The following is a 17,386-nucleotide window of genomic DNA, read 5'->3' as shown; positions in this document are numbered from 1 at the left end:
CATTTCATTAGCAATTTCATTCAATCATTGATTAATGAATGTCGGAATTGAGCGACATTTTTTCGGGCGGTGTGCGGTTGCGTTTCTCGCTGCATTTCATTGACTTTAAGGTGCCCTGCGGCGAAAATCAGCGCCTCAATGAAAGAAGCCTGAATGAGCTACAACGCCACCCATGGCATGCCCCAGAGGACGGGGCGGGTACACCACGAGATCGAAGCTGAGCCAACCGAGTTCATCTCTTCGAGTTCGACCGACCTGCAGGCGGTCAAATTCTTGAACGACCTTTTCCGGGACAGCGCCCGAATGCGCGTGAGCGACATCCACTTCGAGGACCAGGAAGGCCGGATGATTGTTCGTCGGCGCCTGGCAGGGGACCTACACCAGCACTCCGAGCACACCAAGCAGATGTCCCGGGAAGTGAACCGCCTCATCCGCATGAAGGGGAAGCGGCCCCTGATGGACTCTCTGGAGCCGGTCGATACCTCCATCCGCTTTGACGTCGATGGGCGCATGGTGGACGTGCGGATCAGCATCGTTCCCTCCGACCACGGGGCTTCCATCGTCTGCCGGTTGCTGGATCAAGCCAAAAACCTGATGACGCTCGACCAGATCAGCATGCCCGAGCTGGTTCGGGAGGGGATCCGTCACATCATTCGCCAGCCCGAGGGTCTGTTTCTAGTCACCGGCCCCACCGGATCCGGAAAGACGACCACGCTGTATGGAATCCTTCAGGAGCTGAACCAGCCAGAGGTGAAGATCGTGACGATCGAGGACCCCATCGAGTACCGGGTCCAGGGCCTGATGCAATGCGCAACGACCGTCCGGATGGATTTCGGTCAGGCGCTGAAGGCGTTTTTGCGCCAGGACCCGGAAATCATCCTGGTCGGCGAGGTCCGGGACTCCGAAACCGCCCGCACAGCGGCCCAGGCTGCTCTGACGGGCCATATCGTGCTCTCCACCCTGCACACCAATAGCGCGGCTGTGTCGATGTCCCGCATGCTGGACCTGAACGTCGCCCCCAACGTGCTCAGCGCCTGCATGGGCGGCTTTCTGGCGCAGCGCCTGGTGCAAAAGGTCTGCCCGAACTGTCGCGTGCCCCACGAAGTGGGCGACTACGAGCGCAAACAGATGCGTAACGCCGGCATGGACGAGGATGCGATCCAGGGCTGCCGCGTTGTTTACAGCATCAACCGCCAGGGCTGTGACCACAAGGGCTGCGCGGAAGGCATGGTTGGGCTCACCCCGGTCTTCGAGCTGATCCTGGCCACCAAGGAAACGCGCCTCGCATGTGAAGAGCGCGATCTCAAAGCCCTCATGCGCGCCGCCAAACTTCAACCCCAGTATCGAACGCTGGGCCACGCCGCGATGGAGTTGGCTGTCGCCGGCATCACCACCCTTCAACAAGCCATTTCTTTGACCGCCGCCTCGCAAGACTAGGCATCGCAACTCAGCACTATGCAACGACCAAACCATAGGCGCCAGTCCCTGGCCACCATCGCCGCCCTCGTGGCCAGCCCTTTTTTCGGGAGTACCGCCTGGGCACAGGGGGCAGCGGGCACGGGCAAACAGGAACCGGGGATTTCGAGCAAGCCCTACGATCTTGTCACCCCAACGGTGCAAGGCGACACAAACAGGGTGCGCTTCCTGTTCTCCTACGACTGCCCGTACTGCCGGAGTTACCACAACGGCCTAACGCAGTGGGGCTCCACTCTGCCCAACCCCTACCGCTTCGACGCCACCCCGTTGATCACGAGCGTGGACAACGACAACCAGGTGCTGGCCGTCTACGGGCGTCTGATCGCGCAGGCGCTCGCGCCAGCCAAGGTGCCGCTCTACGACTTTTCCATGTACACGATGCTGCAGGGAGACGCCGACACGGGCAAGCCCGCCATGGGCGCCATCACCCTTGAGGACGTCCTGAAGACCCTCGTTTCCGTTGGAGTGGACTTCAAGGCCATGCAGACCTTCCTGCACTCGAAGGGCGCCGTGCTGCAGAAGCGGGTTCCAGAGCACGGAAAGCTCATCAACACCTACAAGGTGACCGTGACGCCCTCGGTTGCGCTCCTCGGCCGCTATGTCGTCAACCCCGACCATGCCAACAGCAACCCGCAGCAATTCCTGTTGCTGCTCAACGGCATGGTCAGCCGCCTCATGCAAGGAGGTCCCAATGCAATCTAAACCCTTCTCCCGCACCCTGATCAACCTAGCCCTCGTTGCGTCCCTGACGGCCGCAACTGGGCTTGCCTCGGCGGCAGGCATCTCCGATTTCCTGCAACCCAGCAAGACCGGTTCCACGGCGGCTATCAAGGCCACCGAAGTCTCCCCGAATGACAAGGACGTCCCCGACTGGCTGCGCAACTCCGACCGCCTGAACGCCATGATGGGGGCGAGCGCTGATGCCCGCCTGGAAAACGCCAAGGTGATCCGCAAGGTGGAGTCCCCAATCCCGGGCCTCGATGGCTTCGTAGTCCAGGCCGACAGCTTTTCCTCGGAGAACCCCGAGGGCCGCCAGGAGCTTTTCGTCTTCTACACCGACAAGTCCCGCCGCTATCTGGTGGTCGGGATGATGATCGACATGGAAAAGGACCGGGACATGAATCAGCTGGTCGAGCGCTACGTGCGCGGCGAAATGGCTGACAACCCAGCGCGGGCGCTGCGCCCGCAGGACATGCACGCGATGGTGCTCAAGGGCGGGAAGTCCAAGTCGATACCCCTCACCTTCGTGGTGGACCTCGGTCCTGATGCCGGCAAGAGCAGCTTCCTGAGTGTGGTCGGCCTGCACCAGTCGCTTGTGAAGAGCGGCGCGAGCCCCCGACCCATCCGGATCGTGCCGGTATCGGCAGGCAAGGATGAGCTTTCCACGGGGGCGATGGCTATCGCCATGGGATACGAACGGCTCTCGGGTGAGGGAGTGGAGAAGCTGGTCGAGTTCGCCCAGCGGGGCCGCTCGACGTCCTGGATGGAGCCAACCCGCCTGAAGAAGGACGAGAAACTCAAGCGCGCCGTGGGCACGGGCATCTTCCAGATTGACGAAAACTCCACCCAGGCACTGCTAGCCCGCCTGACCACCCTGCCCCTGGTGTACGACGGTGAGGGCGACCGCGTGAAGCCCGTTCCCCTCCCCAACTCCCAGGCGGACTGGAAGGCACTTCTGCTCAAGTAGGCTTGGCCTCTGGCCTCCCCAAAGAAAAACGGCGATGCTCCAAAAAGCATCGCCGTTTTGCCGTTTGGGATCGCCTTAGGCGTGCCCCGCCTGGAATACGAATTGTGGTCCGTTCCAATGTGGCATCACATCGAAGGCGTGAAGTCCTTCCAACACAGGGTCGGGGTCGCCGCCGCGTGCAAGGTGCACGCGGTACCAACCCTGAACCAGGTGGGCCAGGTTCATCTCTGAACCCTCGCAGAAGAACATTTCGGGGTCGATCCCGGAAGCTTCGCAGATGGTCCGCAGCGGACCGCAGTCCATTTGCACATCGCCGCCTGTACCGAGCTGGAGGTGCAGATCAGAGAAGTGCACGTGCTCGGGCAGCACAATCCTCATATCGAGGCCGCGCCCTTTGTGTGGTCGGTTAGTTCGTATGTTCACACATTTTCTCCAAGCCTCAATTTTCGCCCGATTGTTGACAACTTTCAATTAGTTACAACGACAAATGCTCATGTAAAACGGTTTCCCTAGGAAAAACCATGCATATGCATGACCAAAAAAAACCGCCCGAAGGCGGCGAAGCAGCGCCGGAGCGCATTTCCAAGGGGACCTAGAAACCTTTCAGGAACCTTGCAGGGTGCGAAGCAGCTCTTGGGCTGGCTGGTAACCAGAGAACGCCACCCCCTTGTCCGTGACGATGTGCGGGGTGCCCTTCAGACCCACTTGAGGCGCTAGGCGGGCGATGCGCTCCAGTCCCTCGGCCTTCCGGCACTCGGCGCCCTTCACATCTCGGGTGGAAGCGTTGAAGAACTTCGTCAGCTCTGCTTTCTGGTCGGTCGAGCACAGCACCTCGGTTAGCTGGCGCCCAGTGAGCGTGCCATTTCCATTGCGCGCATAGAGCGCGTACTTCACTGTGATACCCAGCTCGTTGAGTTTTGGGATCTCGGCGTGCAAAGCGCGGCAGTACCCACAGGACGGGTCGGTGAACACAGTGATCGCGTGCTTTTCCTTGCCGACCGCTGGATAAACCATCAGTGAGGCCGGATCGATCGTCTGCATCAGCTTCACCCGGGACACCGACAGGCTCTGCTCGGTCAGGTTTTTGCGGGACTGCACGTTGTAGAGGGTGCCCTGGATCATGTGCACCCCATCGGCCGTCACGTAGGCCACGTCAGGTCCGGAGACCATTTCGTACAGGCCGGGGACCTGGGTTGCCCGCAGTGAGTCAATTGTGATCCCCGGCATGCTCTTGTCCAACTTGGCCCGCAGGTCAGCAATGTTCTGGTCGGCGAAGGCGCTGGTGGCCGCGCAGGCAAGCAGGCCCAAGGCCCCGATGATGGTCTTGATTTTCATTTGAATCGTCTCAATAGCTTTGGTACTAAATTTACAGAATGAACCTGCGGCAATGAATCCATCAATCGCGATTCATTAATGGATCATTCATCCGCCGTTTTGTTCCAAGTAGTTTTTGAACACGTCGTATGACCGATCAGCGATGCGCAATTGCCGATGGATTTCTTTCGTCGTGAAGTAGACGGTGGCGTTGGTGCCGTGCTGAGGGATCGTGATTTCGATGCAGAACCGGCCAATGTCGAAAAAGTAGTAGTAGTCGGTGGCCTCGCTGTCCCCGTCCTGCAGGCGCACAGGGGTTGCAAAGCTCGCATAGCGGGCGCGCAGCCTACTGATGAGTGGTTGAACGTTGGCGTCCTTCCAGCCCTTGTCCACCACGAAAATCGCGAGCTGGGCCCGCTGGTTGCGATCGAAGACCATCGTGAAGATGCGCAGCCCGTCTTCGTTGGCCAGGCCACGGCCTGCCAAGGTGCTCAGCGTCATGAAGGTTCCGCCTGTGATTTCCGAGGGCCCGTCTCGAAACCATGGGCGGGGATTTGCGTTCATGAGCTGCTGGACGGGTCCCCGCACCTCGCTGAGGGTGGTTTGTCCAATTTGGAGCCAGGGGAACACAGGGATGGCGGCAATGAGGTGTTTCCCGGCTGGTGACTGCGCATGGGCGGCAGCGCCCGGGAGCGCCACGGCCGAAGCAAGGGCCAAGATGTCGCGCCGGCTCGCGCCGACGCCAGGGCGTGACGCAAAAGTCATTTCACCTCTTCCGCAAAGCCCACACCCGAGCCACCGTCCATCTTGATGCCGAAGCGGCCAATCGAGGTCGCCTCCAGGCCGGGGGTAGCGGTAGACCCGTTGTAAAGGATGGTGAGGTTCTTGATCGCGATCGACGACCTGTTCAAAGTGAACGGAATCTCAAACGTGCGCGTGGCCAGAAGGTCCACCCCGGTCGCCACCATGTCAACGTTGAGCACGTGCGGACCGTCTGCCAACTCGGCCGGCAACAGGAAGCTGAAGCTCCGGTAAGGCCCCGTGCCGTCAATCGCCAGGTCGTAGGCGGTCGGCGCTGCATCCACGCGGCCTTTGGCGAGAGCCGACTCCAGGCAGGGCCAGCGCTCCAGCATGCCATTGATGCGTGTGAGGTCGGCGTTGAGCGACGCACCGATCAATCGTGGCGCACGGCAGGCTGGAATAAAGCCGGTGTCTGCGGCCTCGCCGGTACTGGTGGTCGAGCCCACCATCGCTTTCACCCGGTAGTTGTAGACCTGGCCCCGCACAGGTGGCGCATCCAGGAACTCAAGCACCGCGATACCACCTGCGGGGGTGATCTCGGCCTCGTCGCGGAAGAGCCGATACCGAATTGACGCATCTACTGCGATGGCACCCCAGTTGACCTTGACATCGTCTTCGCGCGTCCCATCCGTGGCCACAACTTGTGCAGGCGATTGCACCGGGAGAATGAACGGCGAACTCAGAAACTCCAAGGGCTGCAACAGGGTCACGCCAGTTGGGGGAACGGCTCGCGCCACAGCCACCAACTGCGTTTTGAACAGCTGTGTGTAGTCGAGGTCTCCGGCAGACCACTCTCCGTTGCTGGAAGTCTCTGCAAAGGACTTCACTGAAGCCGAATCCGGAATTGAACGCAAAGCGCCCAAAAAGGTGCCATGAAGAGATGCGTCGAAAAGACCGTTGCTCGCAACCCGTGCGTTGACTGCCGCTGGTGAAGTAGTGGTGCCTGTAGCCGTGACCTGCATCACGGATGGTGCTAGCTGCGTTTGAATGGTCAGGGCTGCTCTTTTTCCCTGGCTGGCAGCTTCCGGATCGGCGTAGGTAACACGCACGATCGAATTCAGGGCTGTCCACGCGGGCAGTTCAGCCCCCAGCCTGGCGCTAAGCAGCCGAAGCGGCGTCTCTACCCCGCCAGCTACAGCATTCAAGGTGACACCGTGCTCGGCGTTGGCGCGATCCACAATCTCGACCTTGGCCTTGAGATTCGTAAACGATCCGAGATCTACCTTGATCGTGGCAAAGGTGCCATTACTACGGTCAGCTACAAAGCCAGGTCGGCCGCCCGCGTCATAGGAGCCCATCGTCGGCGTCAGCGTGACCACGGGTAAGGGAAGTTGCTGGAATCCCACCGATGTCGTTGCACACACGACCGCTGGGAACAGCGAATTCGCCACGCGCGCCTCGAAGTTGATCTTCGCCTCATCTGCCGCAACGTGGTCACCAATTGGGACTACTGCGGACCAAGTCGAGCCGCTCAGCAGCATGGGGTAGCTCTTTGCGTCATCGTCCCCGTTCAGATCGCCCCAAGCCCTGATCGTTGCACTTTCTACTGACGATGCCCCCTGCAGAGTCACAGTCACGGTGCCGCCCACGTTGTAGGTGGTCGCGACGTTTGGCGCAGCCGCCGAGCACGTGGGCGCACCGATCACTTCCACGTTCACAGAGGAAGAAGCGGCGCCGTAGGCTACCCCTGCCTTCCAGAAGGCTCGCTGTAGCGCGTAGACCCCAGGAGATGTTGGCGCCACTGCGGTGATTGAGGTAGTCGTGGTGGCATCAGTGCTCACTGAGCCGGTGAATGCCAGAAAACCCGCGCCCCAAATGCTGGTGTTCGCTGGCGAATTCGGCCCCGTGCCGTAGGAACCACCGGTCCAAACCTCCGAGCCGGCGTTCTTCCAAACTTGCGTATAGGTAAATGCCTGGCCGACGCCTACCTTTGCCGGAATGCCTGCTTGGGATACAAACACGGGGGCAAGCTTGGGCCTGATAGAACCAACGTCGATCGAGCTCCATGTGGAGGTTCCAAGGGCGTTCTCAGCGCGAACCTGAAACTCAAAAATGCCTTCGTCGGAAACGCTCGTCCACGTGAATCCCGTGGAAGACGACGTGCTCAAATCTGCCCAAGCGGTGGAGCCCACCTTGCGCTGCTGGAGTCGGTATGTCGATGCGCCAGAAACAGCACCCCATGTCACACCAATGCTGCTGGCAAATACCCCGTCCGTCGCGGACAGGCCCGCAGGAGCGGCCAGGCTGACATTGCACACAGGGGAAGTTACGGTCCAGGCGCCACCGGAGCAGGATGCGGCCGCACTACCCGAAGCGCCAGCACTGCTGTTGGTGAGTGCGGCCGTGCCGCCAAAGGGAGTTTCAGCGGCCGTCCCTGCGCAGAAGTTGCCGCTACCCCAGCGAAGAGTGGTCGCTGCGCACGCCGAGGGTCCAGTAGGACGCACCTCAACAGTTGCACCCGATCCGACGAACACAGAGTAGACACCGTTCCCGTTGTACAAATCTCCGTAGTCGTTTTCAACGGGTGGGTTGCTTGAAGTGTCCACGACGACGACCTTGACGTTGTCCGGACCATTGTTCTTGACGAAGAACTCCGCCGCGTAGGTGTGCGGATGGGATTGTTGGGCTCCAGGTGCCAAACTTACGTTGGAGTTCCGCACCGTCATCGCCCCATTTGCCGCGCTTTGAGCGTAGAAGTTGTACGTGACCGAGCTTGGGGATTTGTTGATGATCGTGGAGGTGCCCGCGTGTGCCGAGCACAGCCCAAGTGCCAAGGACAGACCCAATAGCGATTTAGTGAGAATCTTGAACATGGTTATCTCCGGAAGATGAGCCACTGACCATTGCGTGAGATACGGTGGTGGATCACCATCACCCCCCCTTCGGCTTTCTGCGAACATTGGCGATGGCAAACTCCCGCTGAAACACCACCGCTTGCTTGTCGCCCTTACGTTCCGCCTTCTTGAAGAATCGGTGCGCCTCTTCTATATCCACAGGCCCGCCCCTTCCCATAGCAAGCATCCAACCGTAAGCCGTCATGGATTCAACGTGTCCCGCCTTCGCAGCCTCGTGGTACCAGTGCAAGGCCGCGACGTCGTCCTGAACACCGTGCTGCGCTCTCACGAAGTAGTAGGCGACCGCAGCCATAGCCTCGGGAATGTGGTCTTTCGCGGCCAGGTAGTACCACTTGAAGGCGCTCTGGTAGTCTTTCTGTAGGCCCAGTTGACCCTTGTCGAACACTTCAGCGAGATAGAGCTTTGCAGGGCTGTAACCTGCATCGATCGCCAATGTGAGCAGGTCGCGGGCGACTTCGTTACGGCGCTCGGTTGCTGCCTGCTCGACCAGCAACATGACGGCGCCCATGTGCCCACACTCTTTGGCTCGCGAGGCCCAGTGTTCGCCGTCCTTCTTGAGCCCCCGCTTGTAGTAGTCCTGAGCCGTGCGGTACATCGATTCGGCGTCGCCGGATTGCGCACCGAAGGAGAACATGTGCCTCGCCATGGACGGGTTGCGCTCAACACCCCGGCCCTTTTCGAACATCTCGGCGGTATAGCGGAAAGCCTCACCGTTGCCTTCTTCACGCGCCAGGTTGAGATATACGTATGCCTCGCGGCTTTGATTCGCCGAAATTAGCGACTCGGCTTTGGTGACGTTGGAATTGCCTGAAGCTGGCCCGCACCCTTGGGCTGAAACTCCGGTTGTCACGCCTCCCAGAAGGAATAAGGTGGATACCCCGAGCAGGCGAATAATCGCCGTTTTCATTGGACTGTTGGCCATACCAGCGCACTTGAAGAACATGCAACGATGGTAGGGAGCAGCCAGACCAAAAAGACCAGTGAAACACGACCTAAGTTGCACCGTCTTGAGGAAGACAGCGCAGCGTACGCCCAAGTTGGCAGGATTCGCCCTTCACTCCCGCCCGCCGAATCCGCCTTGCGATCAGGGATTCATAGGCTTTTAAATGACGCAAATTAAATACACTGCTTATTAGCGCCCTGTAATACAGGCATTAACTTGCTCAATAATCAGTGATGCGTTAAAATATCCGCATACTCAGGAATAACATCATGGGATTTTTCTCTTCCATCGCCTCCCTTTTCACCAGTCGTACTGCGAAGGGTCCGCTTACCCAAGCGGAGCGTGATGCGGCTAGTCTCGAAAACGCGAGGAAGTGGCTGGAAGCCCACCAAGTGGGCGTCGCCAAGCGCAAGCCTGATTTTGCCGAGAGCCAGAACCCCCTCGACGAGGTCTTCGATATAAAGAGCGCGCACCTACCTCACAACATCTTCAACAGGGATTCGCATTAAGAACGGGGGCGCTGCCCCCCTTTTTCATCGTCCCTGCATAGGAGCTGAACCCTTAGTCTGACCTTGCGTGCTAGGGGCCTGCGAGTTCGGCTTGGATGTCGATGGCTGTGATCCCTGGGCAGGTATTGCCTGGCCACCGCCTCCGGAGTTGCCACTCAGCTGGATACCCGGACCGCCACCAAGCGTCGGAAGGGCCGCAGACACTTGCGCCCCCGTTGAAACGCCCCCACCAATCGCTCCGCCCACAGCGCCACTCGCGGATTGAACGACCTGCTCGCCAGCAGACAGTGAATTGGAAATCGGCACAGCGACGGCATTTGCAGTGGTGTGCCCATGGCCAATTGCGGCCTCGACAGCAGCTTCGGCTTTTTGGTAGGCGCCGCCCAGCGCAGCAGCTGCTTCCTTCGCGACAGTCGGGTTGTAGTCCCCGGCGACGTAGCGAGCAGCATCCCCAGACATCGGCACAAGCGAGGTGTTCCCAACAGCACGATCGTGCGGAGCTTCGTAGTTGTAAGGATTCCGTGCTTGCTGGAGTTCGGTCCGTGATCCCATCATGTCCTGCGCCAGCGCATTTCCCGTGCTCTGTGCCCCGCCGAAAGATCCAGCCGCGCTCCCGAATCCTGCGGCAGCAGATCCGCCAGCTTCAGCGTTGAAGCTTTTTGCGCCGCTCTCAACGGCACCCGCATTAGCCATGCCAGTATCAACCTTGTTAGCCATGGCGGTTGCCCCAGGCGCCAGCGCTTCCGAGTTGGACTGAAGCTTTGCATCAACCTCCCCGACCATTTTGGCGGCCCGCGAAAGAGCTTCTGCATTAACCGCCCCGCCCATACCAGACATCTCTGCCATGGTTGCAACAGCGGCATATCCAGTTGTAGCTGTCGATTGACTCCCGCTCTGCATCATCGTGTGGAGCGTCTGTAAAGCGGCAGCTCCCGCAATTTGATCGTTGCTCATCGTTGCGCCCTTCCCCTCTTGGCGCAGCCGTGCCTCATTCGCCGCCATACCCTGCTGGAAGTCGCTAGCTGCGCCGCCGAGGGCGCTCCCGAGTGAGCTCAACACCCGATCCATCGCCTGCTTCGAGGTGCCTGCGTCGCGTCCGTATGCCGCTGTCTGGGTATTTCCCCAAGCTGCAACCAGGGCAGCACCGTCGATTGAAGAGTTGGCGTTTGAACCGGCAGATACGGTTGCCGAGCGCGCAAGAGACTGAGCCTCGCGGGCTGTCTGGGCGGTTTGAAACGCCTCCTTGGCAGATTGGGTAGCCGACTCGACGTCGGAGGCAGCTTTCGTAAGCGATGCGGATCGCGAAGCCTGAGTTCCGGATTGATTTGTCGCTCCACTCTGCACCGAGACTGTTCGCCCAGTGGCAAGTGATCGATCTGTTGATCCGGTTTGGTCGGACGATATCCCGGCGGTTTGGGAGTTGGTCCGGCCAGTGCCGGCATCTACCTGTGCGCCTAGCGAGATCGCCTTCCCCATGATCCCTCCCACCTGCCCGAGGATCGAGTTGCTTCCACCTCCGAAGGTTGCGTCATGTGATGAGGCAGCCTTACCAAACTGCTCCAGCAAAGCGTTGCCCTTTGCTGAATCACCGCCCGCAAGCGCCTTTTGAGCTTGGCCGTAAAGAGATTGAAGATTCCCGAGACTTCCTTTTTGAGCGGCACTTCCCGCAGCCCCCGAAAGGCCTGAGGCTGATTTCTGAAGCGCTCCTCCAATCGCGCCCATCAAGCCGCCGAGATCTACCGACGCTTTCGCCGACATACCAACCCGCGACGCCTGGGCGGTATCGTGACCAACGCGGAACGTGGTGCTCTGCCCCGAGCTGTCCCTGGTGCTTTCACTTGTCTGATCATTAACCTGATAGCCCTCGCTTCGCATTGCGTTGGCTACTTGCGAGCTTGATACTGCGGTGGACCCGGACCGCCCCACGGAGAAAAGCTGCTGCCAGCCCTTTTCGGCCGCCTGGGTTGCCGCCTGGGTTGCCTCCGCCGCCTTTGTGTCGGTTGCGGCGGTGGCGAGTTGCGCTCCTGCGGAAGCGCTCACGGAAGGGAGCACCCCACCCATAGCCCCAGCAACATTACCTCCCCCAGCGAAGCTGCCGGAACCCAGTCCGCCGCTTAGCCCGGCCTGACCTCCCATAACTGAAGCGATTTGGGACGCCCCGGAGGGACCAGCCCCCAAGCCCGCAGCCGCGTTTGGCGAGCCAGCGCTCGGCTTGCTCGCGGCCCCACCTGAACCGCCCTCTGCCCCGCTCCCCGCCCCCACGGACGGCGCCGCCTTTGCGATCATGTTGGACAGCGCAAACATGCTTCCCGACATGATGGCAAACATCATGTAGGGCGAGGCCTGCAGCATGTTTGACGCCACGATCGTGGACGAGTAGATGTGTCGGAGGTAGCCGCCCATGTACTCGGGCGAGAAACCTTGCGCGCCCGGCAAGGGATAGTTGTGCATTTCGTTTTGGTACCAGGCCGTGATGATTGCCATCATCGGCACCCAGCTCTGAGTCCAGAGCCCAAAGAGAACGTAGGCACCTACCACTTTAAAACCAGACTCTGGATTGGCCATTGCCACGAACATCACTATCGGAGTTGCGGCAATGAAAATGAAGAACAGGATGTCCATGAACTTGGGCGATGTCGTTGTCACCATCAAACTGCTATCTGCCTCTGCCTTGGCCCAATCGAACAGCCCTGCGTCACGCTTGATCTCAACCGTCATGTCAATGTTTGACTTACTCGTCTTGGCAAGCTGTTCGGCGATTGAGAACGACATCACGTTCGCAATCGCGAGGTTGTTGAAGTTCGCGGATTGGCTGGTTACGCGATTGATGATTCCCAGCGTGTCCGCCCAATCGCGGGTCGATGGCTGATTGCTGGCGTACTGGGTATACCGGCGTTCTTCATTGGTCTTCGCAATACCGTCGAGGGTTTTGGCAAACACCGATGGATCATTTCCAGCTAGGTCGTTACCCACGGCCTCGATGTAGGCACGCGCCTCTTCACAGGTCACAGCTTCGCCGCCTCCACCACCAGGGTTGTAGGGTGCCGTCTGCGTGAATTTGATCGTCTGGTTGTTCTGCGTCAGACCATCTGCAAAGCTCTTAAACACGTTCGCGGTACGGTGAAAGTCCTGGTTGCTCATCTCCCCGCCGCCGCAGTATCGTGCGGCCGCATACATCGTCTGGACAAAGTTCTCGTCCATGCACCGCACGGGATCGTGGGCGCAGGAGACGATGTTCATGAGCGTCTTTGCTGGGGTAAACATGCCCACCTCTCCGCTCACAGCCATGTAGTTCGGCTGAATCGCGGACATGACTGTCTCGATCTTCTGAGTCATGTACAAGGCGAACGAACCCGCCATCGCTCCAGGGACTGCAATCGCGAAGGGAACATCGTCCACCACCCTCGCTGGCGCCGCGTTGTCGAAATGCTCGATCGTCACCGTTGTCTTCGGCATAAATGCCACCCACACGATGATCAGCTGCACCAGGATGATGTCAATCCGAAGCCCACCATTGGCGACCACCCCCTTACCCAGGATTAGCAACAGGGAAATGATCAGCCCGGTCTTTATCAGCGTACCCACCCATGAGTCTTGGCCAAAGAACATTGCCATGGAGGTCAAAACGCTGCCGATCGTGGCCGGATCGGAAACTGTGTAAATCGTGAAAGCCATTTTTGGAGGGCCCTATCACTTCTTGCCGGACGTGCCGGCCGTCTGCAAGTTCGAGCCGCTGAGCGCACGCAAATTACGAACCGAATCGATGGACTTGTTCATCATGTCTGCCAGTTCCGCCGCACCTGGACGCTTGAGCGTCTTCGCCTTGAGCTGCAGGTTCTCGCGATAGCCTGCAGGCGGACTGGTCTTGCTCTGCCCCGAAAACACGTTGTTCCCGATCGTGAGCAGCTCCGTTGCAAGGACGAACTCAAAGTAGGGAGGCAGCATGCTTGCGATGTGCAAGCCGAGCAGCTCAGGGCCGCCCTTAATGTGCTGCACTTCCATCATCGCGTTCAGGATTGGCAGCGGAACGACCGAAAGCAACATCTTCGCTTTGGGGTCGATGCTGGAGTTCGTGAGAGGCGTTTTATGGACAAACGATCCGACGATCGAAGATGGGGAGTAGCTGGAGCTGGAAACAGCCGCTGGGTTCTCCACACCGAACATGCCCATGTTGATGATCTTTTGCACGCCGCCCCAGCTCGCAAGCGAAATGTTCCCGTTCACCATCTTTGTGCAGTCGGACTCGGCGCACTTCCACACGGCTACTCCGTTCTCCGAGAACTTCTCCGGATCGAAGAGTTGGGCCCACTCTGCAATTGAAGGCTCATAGGGAACTGGTGGCTGGTCGCATCGCTCAGCAGACGCGCCGGAATCACAGGTGCTGCCAGCGGTGGGGGTTGGGGTGACGACGACCGTACCAAACAAGCCAATAATGATTTCAAGGGCCTCGGTTTCACTGAGGAATGACCGCAGAGTATTCGAGCCACTGTTCAAGGTCTCTTTGGCCGCCCGATAGACCAGATTCCCGTACATCGGGTTGTTGTTCTTGGTGGTTTCGCTTCCCCCTTGAGCTGTTTTGGAGGGCTTTTCGGTTTGTGACTGGTTGGTCGCGGCGAGCGAATCCGATACCCGATTGGTTGCAGACTTCAGGTTCTCGCCGATGCGGGTGGCACGCTCCATGAGCTTGTCGGCCGCGCCCGAGTCGAACATCGCGTGTGCGATAGCACATGTGTTCTTGGCCATTGCATTCAACTCACGGATGGCCGCCTCCAACTCCTGCAGGATCGCTCCACAAGGGCTGCACATTCCGTTGATTGCTGACTTGATGGCGAAGCCTACGGCGTTTGCGGCGATTGAGCGAACCAGTTGTTCGAACTGAGCCCCATTGATGAATGAGAAGCTACCGAAGAAGATGTCGATACCACCGCACCCGGCATCGATGCGCGGTGGCGCGAACTGGACGATGTTGATGCCACGCCCCACGGGGCGAAGCGCCATGGACCCACCATAGACGCCCTTGAGACGCTGAGTGTCAATCATTTGGGGATTGGTCGATGCGGAGACGAACATCTGGTTCATAGCCTCTTTCAACCCCGCATGGCTCGTGGATGGAATCGCTGTAAAGGTGACGGCCGTTGCCAAGGCCAAGGCGTTGAAGCGCAGCCACAGACGCTTCGTTGGGTTGTTCTTAGTCATCACTCAAAACCTCTTTTCGATTCGCTGCTGCACGTTGGTGGTCAGTCCGTTGGGGTTGCTATCCAGGTCCATGCCAATTTCCTTGATGTCGTCCGGGGTCAGGAGCCCACGCTCGTTCGGGAATGCCTTCTTCCGCAGATCTGCGGACAACAGGCCCGCCTCGTCACCCGCATGGAGAATGCGCTCCTCCAGCAAGTCTTGCGACAACATGCCTTGCGTAAGCACTGTGATCTTTGCTGGCGGAATAACCAGCGCCACGGCAGGCCGAACCCCTATGCGCAGGTACTTGGACTGCCCGCTATCCGCCAGCAACTCATCCCGGGGGGACATCCAGGATGGGCGCTTTCCATCAGGGGTGATGTAGGTGACCATGAACCCACGCTCCTTTGCGGTGCGGGATACAAGGGGGTACTGAAGCGCACAGAAGGGGCACTTGTCATCCAGGAAGACCCAAAGACCCGCCGCCTTGTTGATGCTGTTTACCGCCTCGGTCCGCTCCCTGTCAGTGAGGGCCTGGAAGCTCCCACGAGCCGCGCTGGAGAACGGCGTGCGAATCGACTCGTCCAGCAGCGGGTCCAGCAACGACTGGCGCTGAAAGACATGGGTGAAGTTGCTGGCCTTGTCCAGCATGACGCGAGTGGCGTAGCGATACTTCTGCACGTTCTCGGCGGTGGGATCGTCTATCGCGGCGTTCAGGATCTGCGGGTACTCCTTTTGGAACCACTCCACCGAAAGCGCGCTCGGCTTCGGCGGCTCCGCCTTCTTAGGCGGAGTTGGCGCGGCAGGAGGGGGAACTACCCGCTTCGGCACAGGTTTGGGCTCCGGTGGCTCCGGCTCGCGCTGGTACCAGAACCAGCCCTCTTCCTTATCCTTGATGAACGTGTCCACCGCAAAGGCGGGCGACACCAGGATGAGCCCCAAAATTGCCAGGGCTATCACAGCGATGCCGCGAGTTAAGACATAGCTAGTCATTCGGCGCATAGGTCGGCAAACTCCAGTTCGTGTTTCACCGGCATGACGTTGCGTATACCGGACTCCACGGCCTCATCAAGCCGTTTTTCTTTCTCGGGGGAGAGCTTCTTCAGCCGCGTCTTCAGCGCATCGTCGAAGTCGCGAACCTCCTTCGGGCCGCCCATGCGTTGAGCCATCCGCCAGTGATACTGCGCCAGGAACCCCTCGTCGTCGGGAATCCACTTGCCGGCGTACATGTCACCGTTGAGAAGCATGATGTCGGCCGACTGCCAGCGCCAGCGGTTCATCATCATTCGCATCTCCTGAAGGACCACCGAGCGCTCGCTCTCCGGGAGCTTTTCCAGTGTTTGGGAGAGCAGGCGCAGGTAGTGAAAGGCCCCGGGTACATACCCGTTCCGAGCAGACGCCCGATAGTGTTCGAAGGCCTTCTTTGGCTCCGCAGAGCCAGCAGCGCCGGACTCGTGTACCAGGCCTGCCATGTAGTGCGCCTGCGAACCTGTGGAGCCTCGGGAGTTCGGCAAAGCCGCGCCGCTGCGGTTGAGCACGTCGATGATCCGCTTGCCGGTCTCGGGGTCCATGGGGTCTCGTGCAGCCTTGAATAGGATCAAGGCCGCGTTGAGCCCCGCGTCAGGGATCTTTGCTCGCTCGTATAGGCGCAGCGCCGTGTCGGGGTCCTGCTTGAATCCATACAGCCCCTTGCGGGCTGCATCAGCGCGCGCCCGAAGCATGGCGGGTTCATTCCGTTTGAGGCGCGCGCTCACCTGCTCGATGGCCTTGCGGCGTGTCGCGATTGCTTGCGGCGTCGAGGCCTGCTTGTTGGCGTTCGCGAGCGCAACACAGGAGGAAAGGCGGGAGTTGTCCTGCGCGGACTCGCGGATCGCTTGAACGACAGGATCTACCGACTCGGAAGATTGCGCGCTTGCGGCGGCGGGCGCACCGGCCGCCAGGCTTTGCAAGGCTGTCCCCAGGAGCGCCACGGCAAAGAGTCGCCTCATCAGAAGATCCTCCCGCGATCGTTCTTGGGGGCCACGGCCTCGATACGCGGCTCGTCTGGGGGCGGGATGAGCATGCGGCTCTGAATCACCTCCTCAGCGCCGCCCTCCATCTGGCCAGTAGCTGCTGGACGGCCTTTGGCGCGGGAAGTTGCTGCGCGCCCAGATGAATCGGCCTTGGGAAGGTGCTTTGCCCTCGGGCGGTCTCGTGTTTCGTTCCTCGCGGCAACCGCGAGGATGCCCAAAGCAGCAACCGCCAGGGCCGTCACTATCGCCAGTAAATATTTGCCTTCCTCTTGCACTTGGGCCCGTCTAGAAATGTGGGTTTCACATTGATCTGACAGCCCCTGCAAAACTGGGAGGTGGTGCCTCCCCACTCGCCGAATGGGCTGCGATCACCTGATTCGCATCCCTTTGATCCTAAGAAGTTGGCCTGGAATTTCCCTCCTGATAGACGACCGATCCAGCCCCGTTTCAACGAAGCGCGCGAAAAGGGAGGCGGCTACTGAGCTTGCCTCCCCTCCCAGACCTATCGTATATCCCCTCGAACGCACGGTTTCGTCAGAGAGTCCGAAACGCGAACATCATTTACTGTGACTCCAGATTATGTTATAACACCATTAAGTCACGCCATAATCAAT

General features: G+C 59.6%; 13 protein-coding genes. 4 read left to right on the top strand and 9 right to left on the bottom strand.

Translation table 11 applies throughout. The features are described 5' to 3' along the window. Positions 1-153 precede the first annotated feature (153 nt). The 3 genes from KW835_RS13590 to KW835_RS13580 all read left to right on the top strand — a co-directional run bounded on the left by KW835_RS13590 (position 154) and on the right by KW835_RS13580 (position 3,163). On the top strand, positions 154-1,437 hold the full coding sequence (locus KW835_RS13590; RefSeq protein WP_218383181.1) for a GspE/PulE family protein: 1,284 nt from the start codon (positions 154-156) through the stop codon (positions 1,435-1,437). Between the two features lie 198 nt (positions 1,438-1,635). Continuing rightward, positions 1,636-2,178 (top strand): hypothetical protein, encoded by a 543-nt coding sequence (locus tag KW835_RS13585; RefSeq protein WP_218383180.1) that lies wholly within the window; start codon positions 1,636-1,638, stop codon positions 2,176-2,178. After that, positions 2,168-3,163 (top strand): hypothetical protein, encoded by a 996-nt coding sequence (locus KW835_RS13580; RefSeq protein WP_218383179.1) that lies wholly within the window; start codon positions 2,168-2,170, stop codon positions 3,161-3,163. Before KW835_RS13585 ends, KW835_RS13580 begins: the two co-directional genes overlap by 11 nt. 75 nt (positions 3,164-3,238) lie before the next feature. On the opposite strand, the gene KW835_RS13575 is transcribed toward KW835_RS13580, so the two are convergent. From KW835_RS13575 to KW835_RS13555, 5 genes are all read right to left on the bottom strand, one after another. After that, complete coding sequence (locus KW835_RS13575) at positions 3,239-3,541, bottom strand: hypothetical protein (protein ID WP_218383177.1); 303 nt, start codon at positions 3,539-3,541, stop codon at positions 3,239-3,241. 225 nt (positions 3,542-3,766) lie between these two features. Continuing rightward, complete coding sequence (locus KW835_RS13570; RefSeq protein WP_218383176.1) at positions 3,767-4,498, bottom strand: disulfide isomerase DsbC N-terminal domain-containing protein; 732 nt, start codon at positions 4,496-4,498, stop codon at positions 3,767-3,769. Positions 4,499-4,585: 87 nt separating this feature from the next. Next, positions 4,586-4,978, bottom strand: a complete 393-nt coding sequence (locus KW835_RS13565) for a hypothetical protein (RefSeq protein WP_218383175.1) — start codon at positions 4,976-4,978, stop codon at positions 4,586-4,588. Between the two features lie 260 nt (positions 4,979-5,238). Further along, the gene (locus KW835_RS13560) at positions 5,239-8,091 is read right to left on the bottom strand and encodes a fibronectin type III domain-containing protein (protein ID WP_218383173.1); all 2,853 of its coding nucleotides are present in this window, start codon (positions 8,089-8,091) and stop codon (positions 5,239-5,241) included. A 58-nt stretch (positions 8,092-8,149) separates the two neighbouring features. Beyond that, positions 8,150-9,076, bottom strand: coding sequence for a tetratricopeptide repeat protein (locus tag KW835_RS13555; protein ID WP_218383165.1), 927 nt, complete (start codon positions 9,074-9,076; stop codon positions 8,150-8,152). 269 nt (positions 9,077-9,345) lie between these two features. Between KW835_RS13555 and KW835_RS13550 the strand changes: the two genes are divergently transcribed. Then, entirely contained in the window at positions 9,346-9,585 is a 240-nt protein-coding gene (locus KW835_RS13550; protein ID WP_218383156.1) for a hypothetical protein, read from the top strand. Between the two features lie 24 nt (positions 9,586-9,609). Here KW835_RS13550 and KW835_RS13545 read toward each other — a convergent pair whose 3' ends face one another. The 4 genes from KW835_RS13545 to KW835_RS13530 are packed head-to-tail and all read right to left on the bottom strand — an operon-like array spanning position 9,610 to position 16,748. After that, entirely contained in the window at positions 9,610-13,260 is a 3,651-nt protein-coding gene (locus KW835_RS13545; RefSeq protein WP_218383154.1) for a conjugal transfer protein TraG N-terminal domain-containing protein, read from the bottom strand. Between the two features lie 15 nt (positions 13,261-13,275). Continuing rightward, on the bottom strand, positions 13,276-14,781 hold the full coding sequence (locus KW835_RS13540; RefSeq protein WP_218383153.1) for a conjugal transfer protein TraH: 1,506 nt from the start codon (positions 14,779-14,781) through the stop codon (positions 13,276-13,278). A 3-nt stretch (positions 14,782-14,784) separates the two neighbouring features. Further along, complete coding sequence (gene traF, locus KW835_RS13535; protein ID WP_218383152.1) at positions 14,785-15,753, bottom strand: conjugal transfer protein TraF; 969 nt, start codon at positions 15,751-15,753, stop codon at positions 14,785-14,787. Beyond that, positions 15,750-16,748 (bottom strand): hypothetical protein, encoded by a 999-nt coding sequence (locus tag KW835_RS13530; protein ID WP_255593528.1) that lies wholly within the window; start codon positions 16,746-16,748, stop codon positions 15,750-15,752. The genes traF and KW835_RS13530 overlap by 4 nt, the downstream gene beginning before the upstream one ends. Positions 16,749-17,386: the final 638 nt, after the last annotated feature.

This window comes from Acidovorax sp. sic0104, assembly GCF_019219095.1.
Classification (GTDB): domain Bacteria; phylum Pseudomonadota; class Gammaproteobacteria; order Burkholderiales; family Burkholderiaceae_C; genus Acidovorax.
This window is presented reverse-complemented; position numbering and strand designations above follow the sequence as displayed.

What these genes read in the sequence shown, in the direction of transcription:
- KW835_RS13590 (WP_218383181.1), top strand. Translation starts at nt 154, where the DNA reads ATGAGCTACAACGCCACCCATGGCATGCCCCAGAGGACGGGGCGGGTA.
- KW835_RS13580 (WP_218383179.1), top strand. Translation starts at nt 2,168, where the DNA reads ATGCAATCTAAACCCTTCTCCCGCACCCTGATCAACCTAGCCCTCGTT.
- KW835_RS13575 (WP_218383177.1), bottom strand. Translation starts at nt 3,541, where the DNA reads ATGAGGATTGTGCTGCCCGAGCACGTGCACTTCTCTGATCTGCACCTC.
- KW835_RS13570 (WP_218383176.1), bottom strand. Translation starts at nt 4,498, where the DNA reads ATGAAAATCAAGACCATCATCGGGGCCTTGGGCCTGCTTGCCTGCGCG.
- KW835_RS13565 (WP_218383175.1), bottom strand. Translation starts at nt 4,978, where the DNA reads ATGACGCTGAGCACCTTGGCAGGCCGTGGCCTGGCCAACGAAGACGGG.
- KW835_RS13560 (WP_218383173.1), bottom strand. Translation starts at nt 8,091, where the DNA reads ATGTTCAAGATTCTCACTAAATCGCTATTGGGTCTGTCCTTGGCACTT.
- KW835_RS13555 (WP_218383165.1), bottom strand. Translation starts at nt 9,076, where the DNA reads ATGTTCTTCAAGTGCGCTGGTATGGCCAACAGTCCAATGAAAACGGCG.
- KW835_RS13550 (WP_218383156.1), top strand. Translation starts at nt 9,346, where the DNA reads ATGGGATTTTTCTCTTCCATCGCCTCCCTTTTCACCAGTCGTACTGCG.
- KW835_RS13545 (WP_218383154.1), bottom strand. Translation starts at nt 13,260, where the DNA reads ATGGCTTTCACGATTTACACAGTTTCCGATCCGGCCACGATCGGCAGC.
- KW835_RS13540 (WP_218383153.1), bottom strand. Translation starts at nt 14,781, where the DNA reads ATGACTAAGAACAACCCAACGAAGCGTCTGTGGCTGCGCTTCAACGCC.
- traF (WP_218383152.1), bottom strand. Translation starts at nt 15,753, where the DNA reads ATGACTAGCTATGTCTTAACTCGCGGCATCGCTGTGATAGCCCTGGCA.
- KW835_RS13530 (WP_255593528.1), bottom strand. Translation starts at nt 16,748, where the DNA reads ATGAGGCGACTCTTTGCCGTGGCGCTCCTGGGGACAGCCTTGCAAAGC.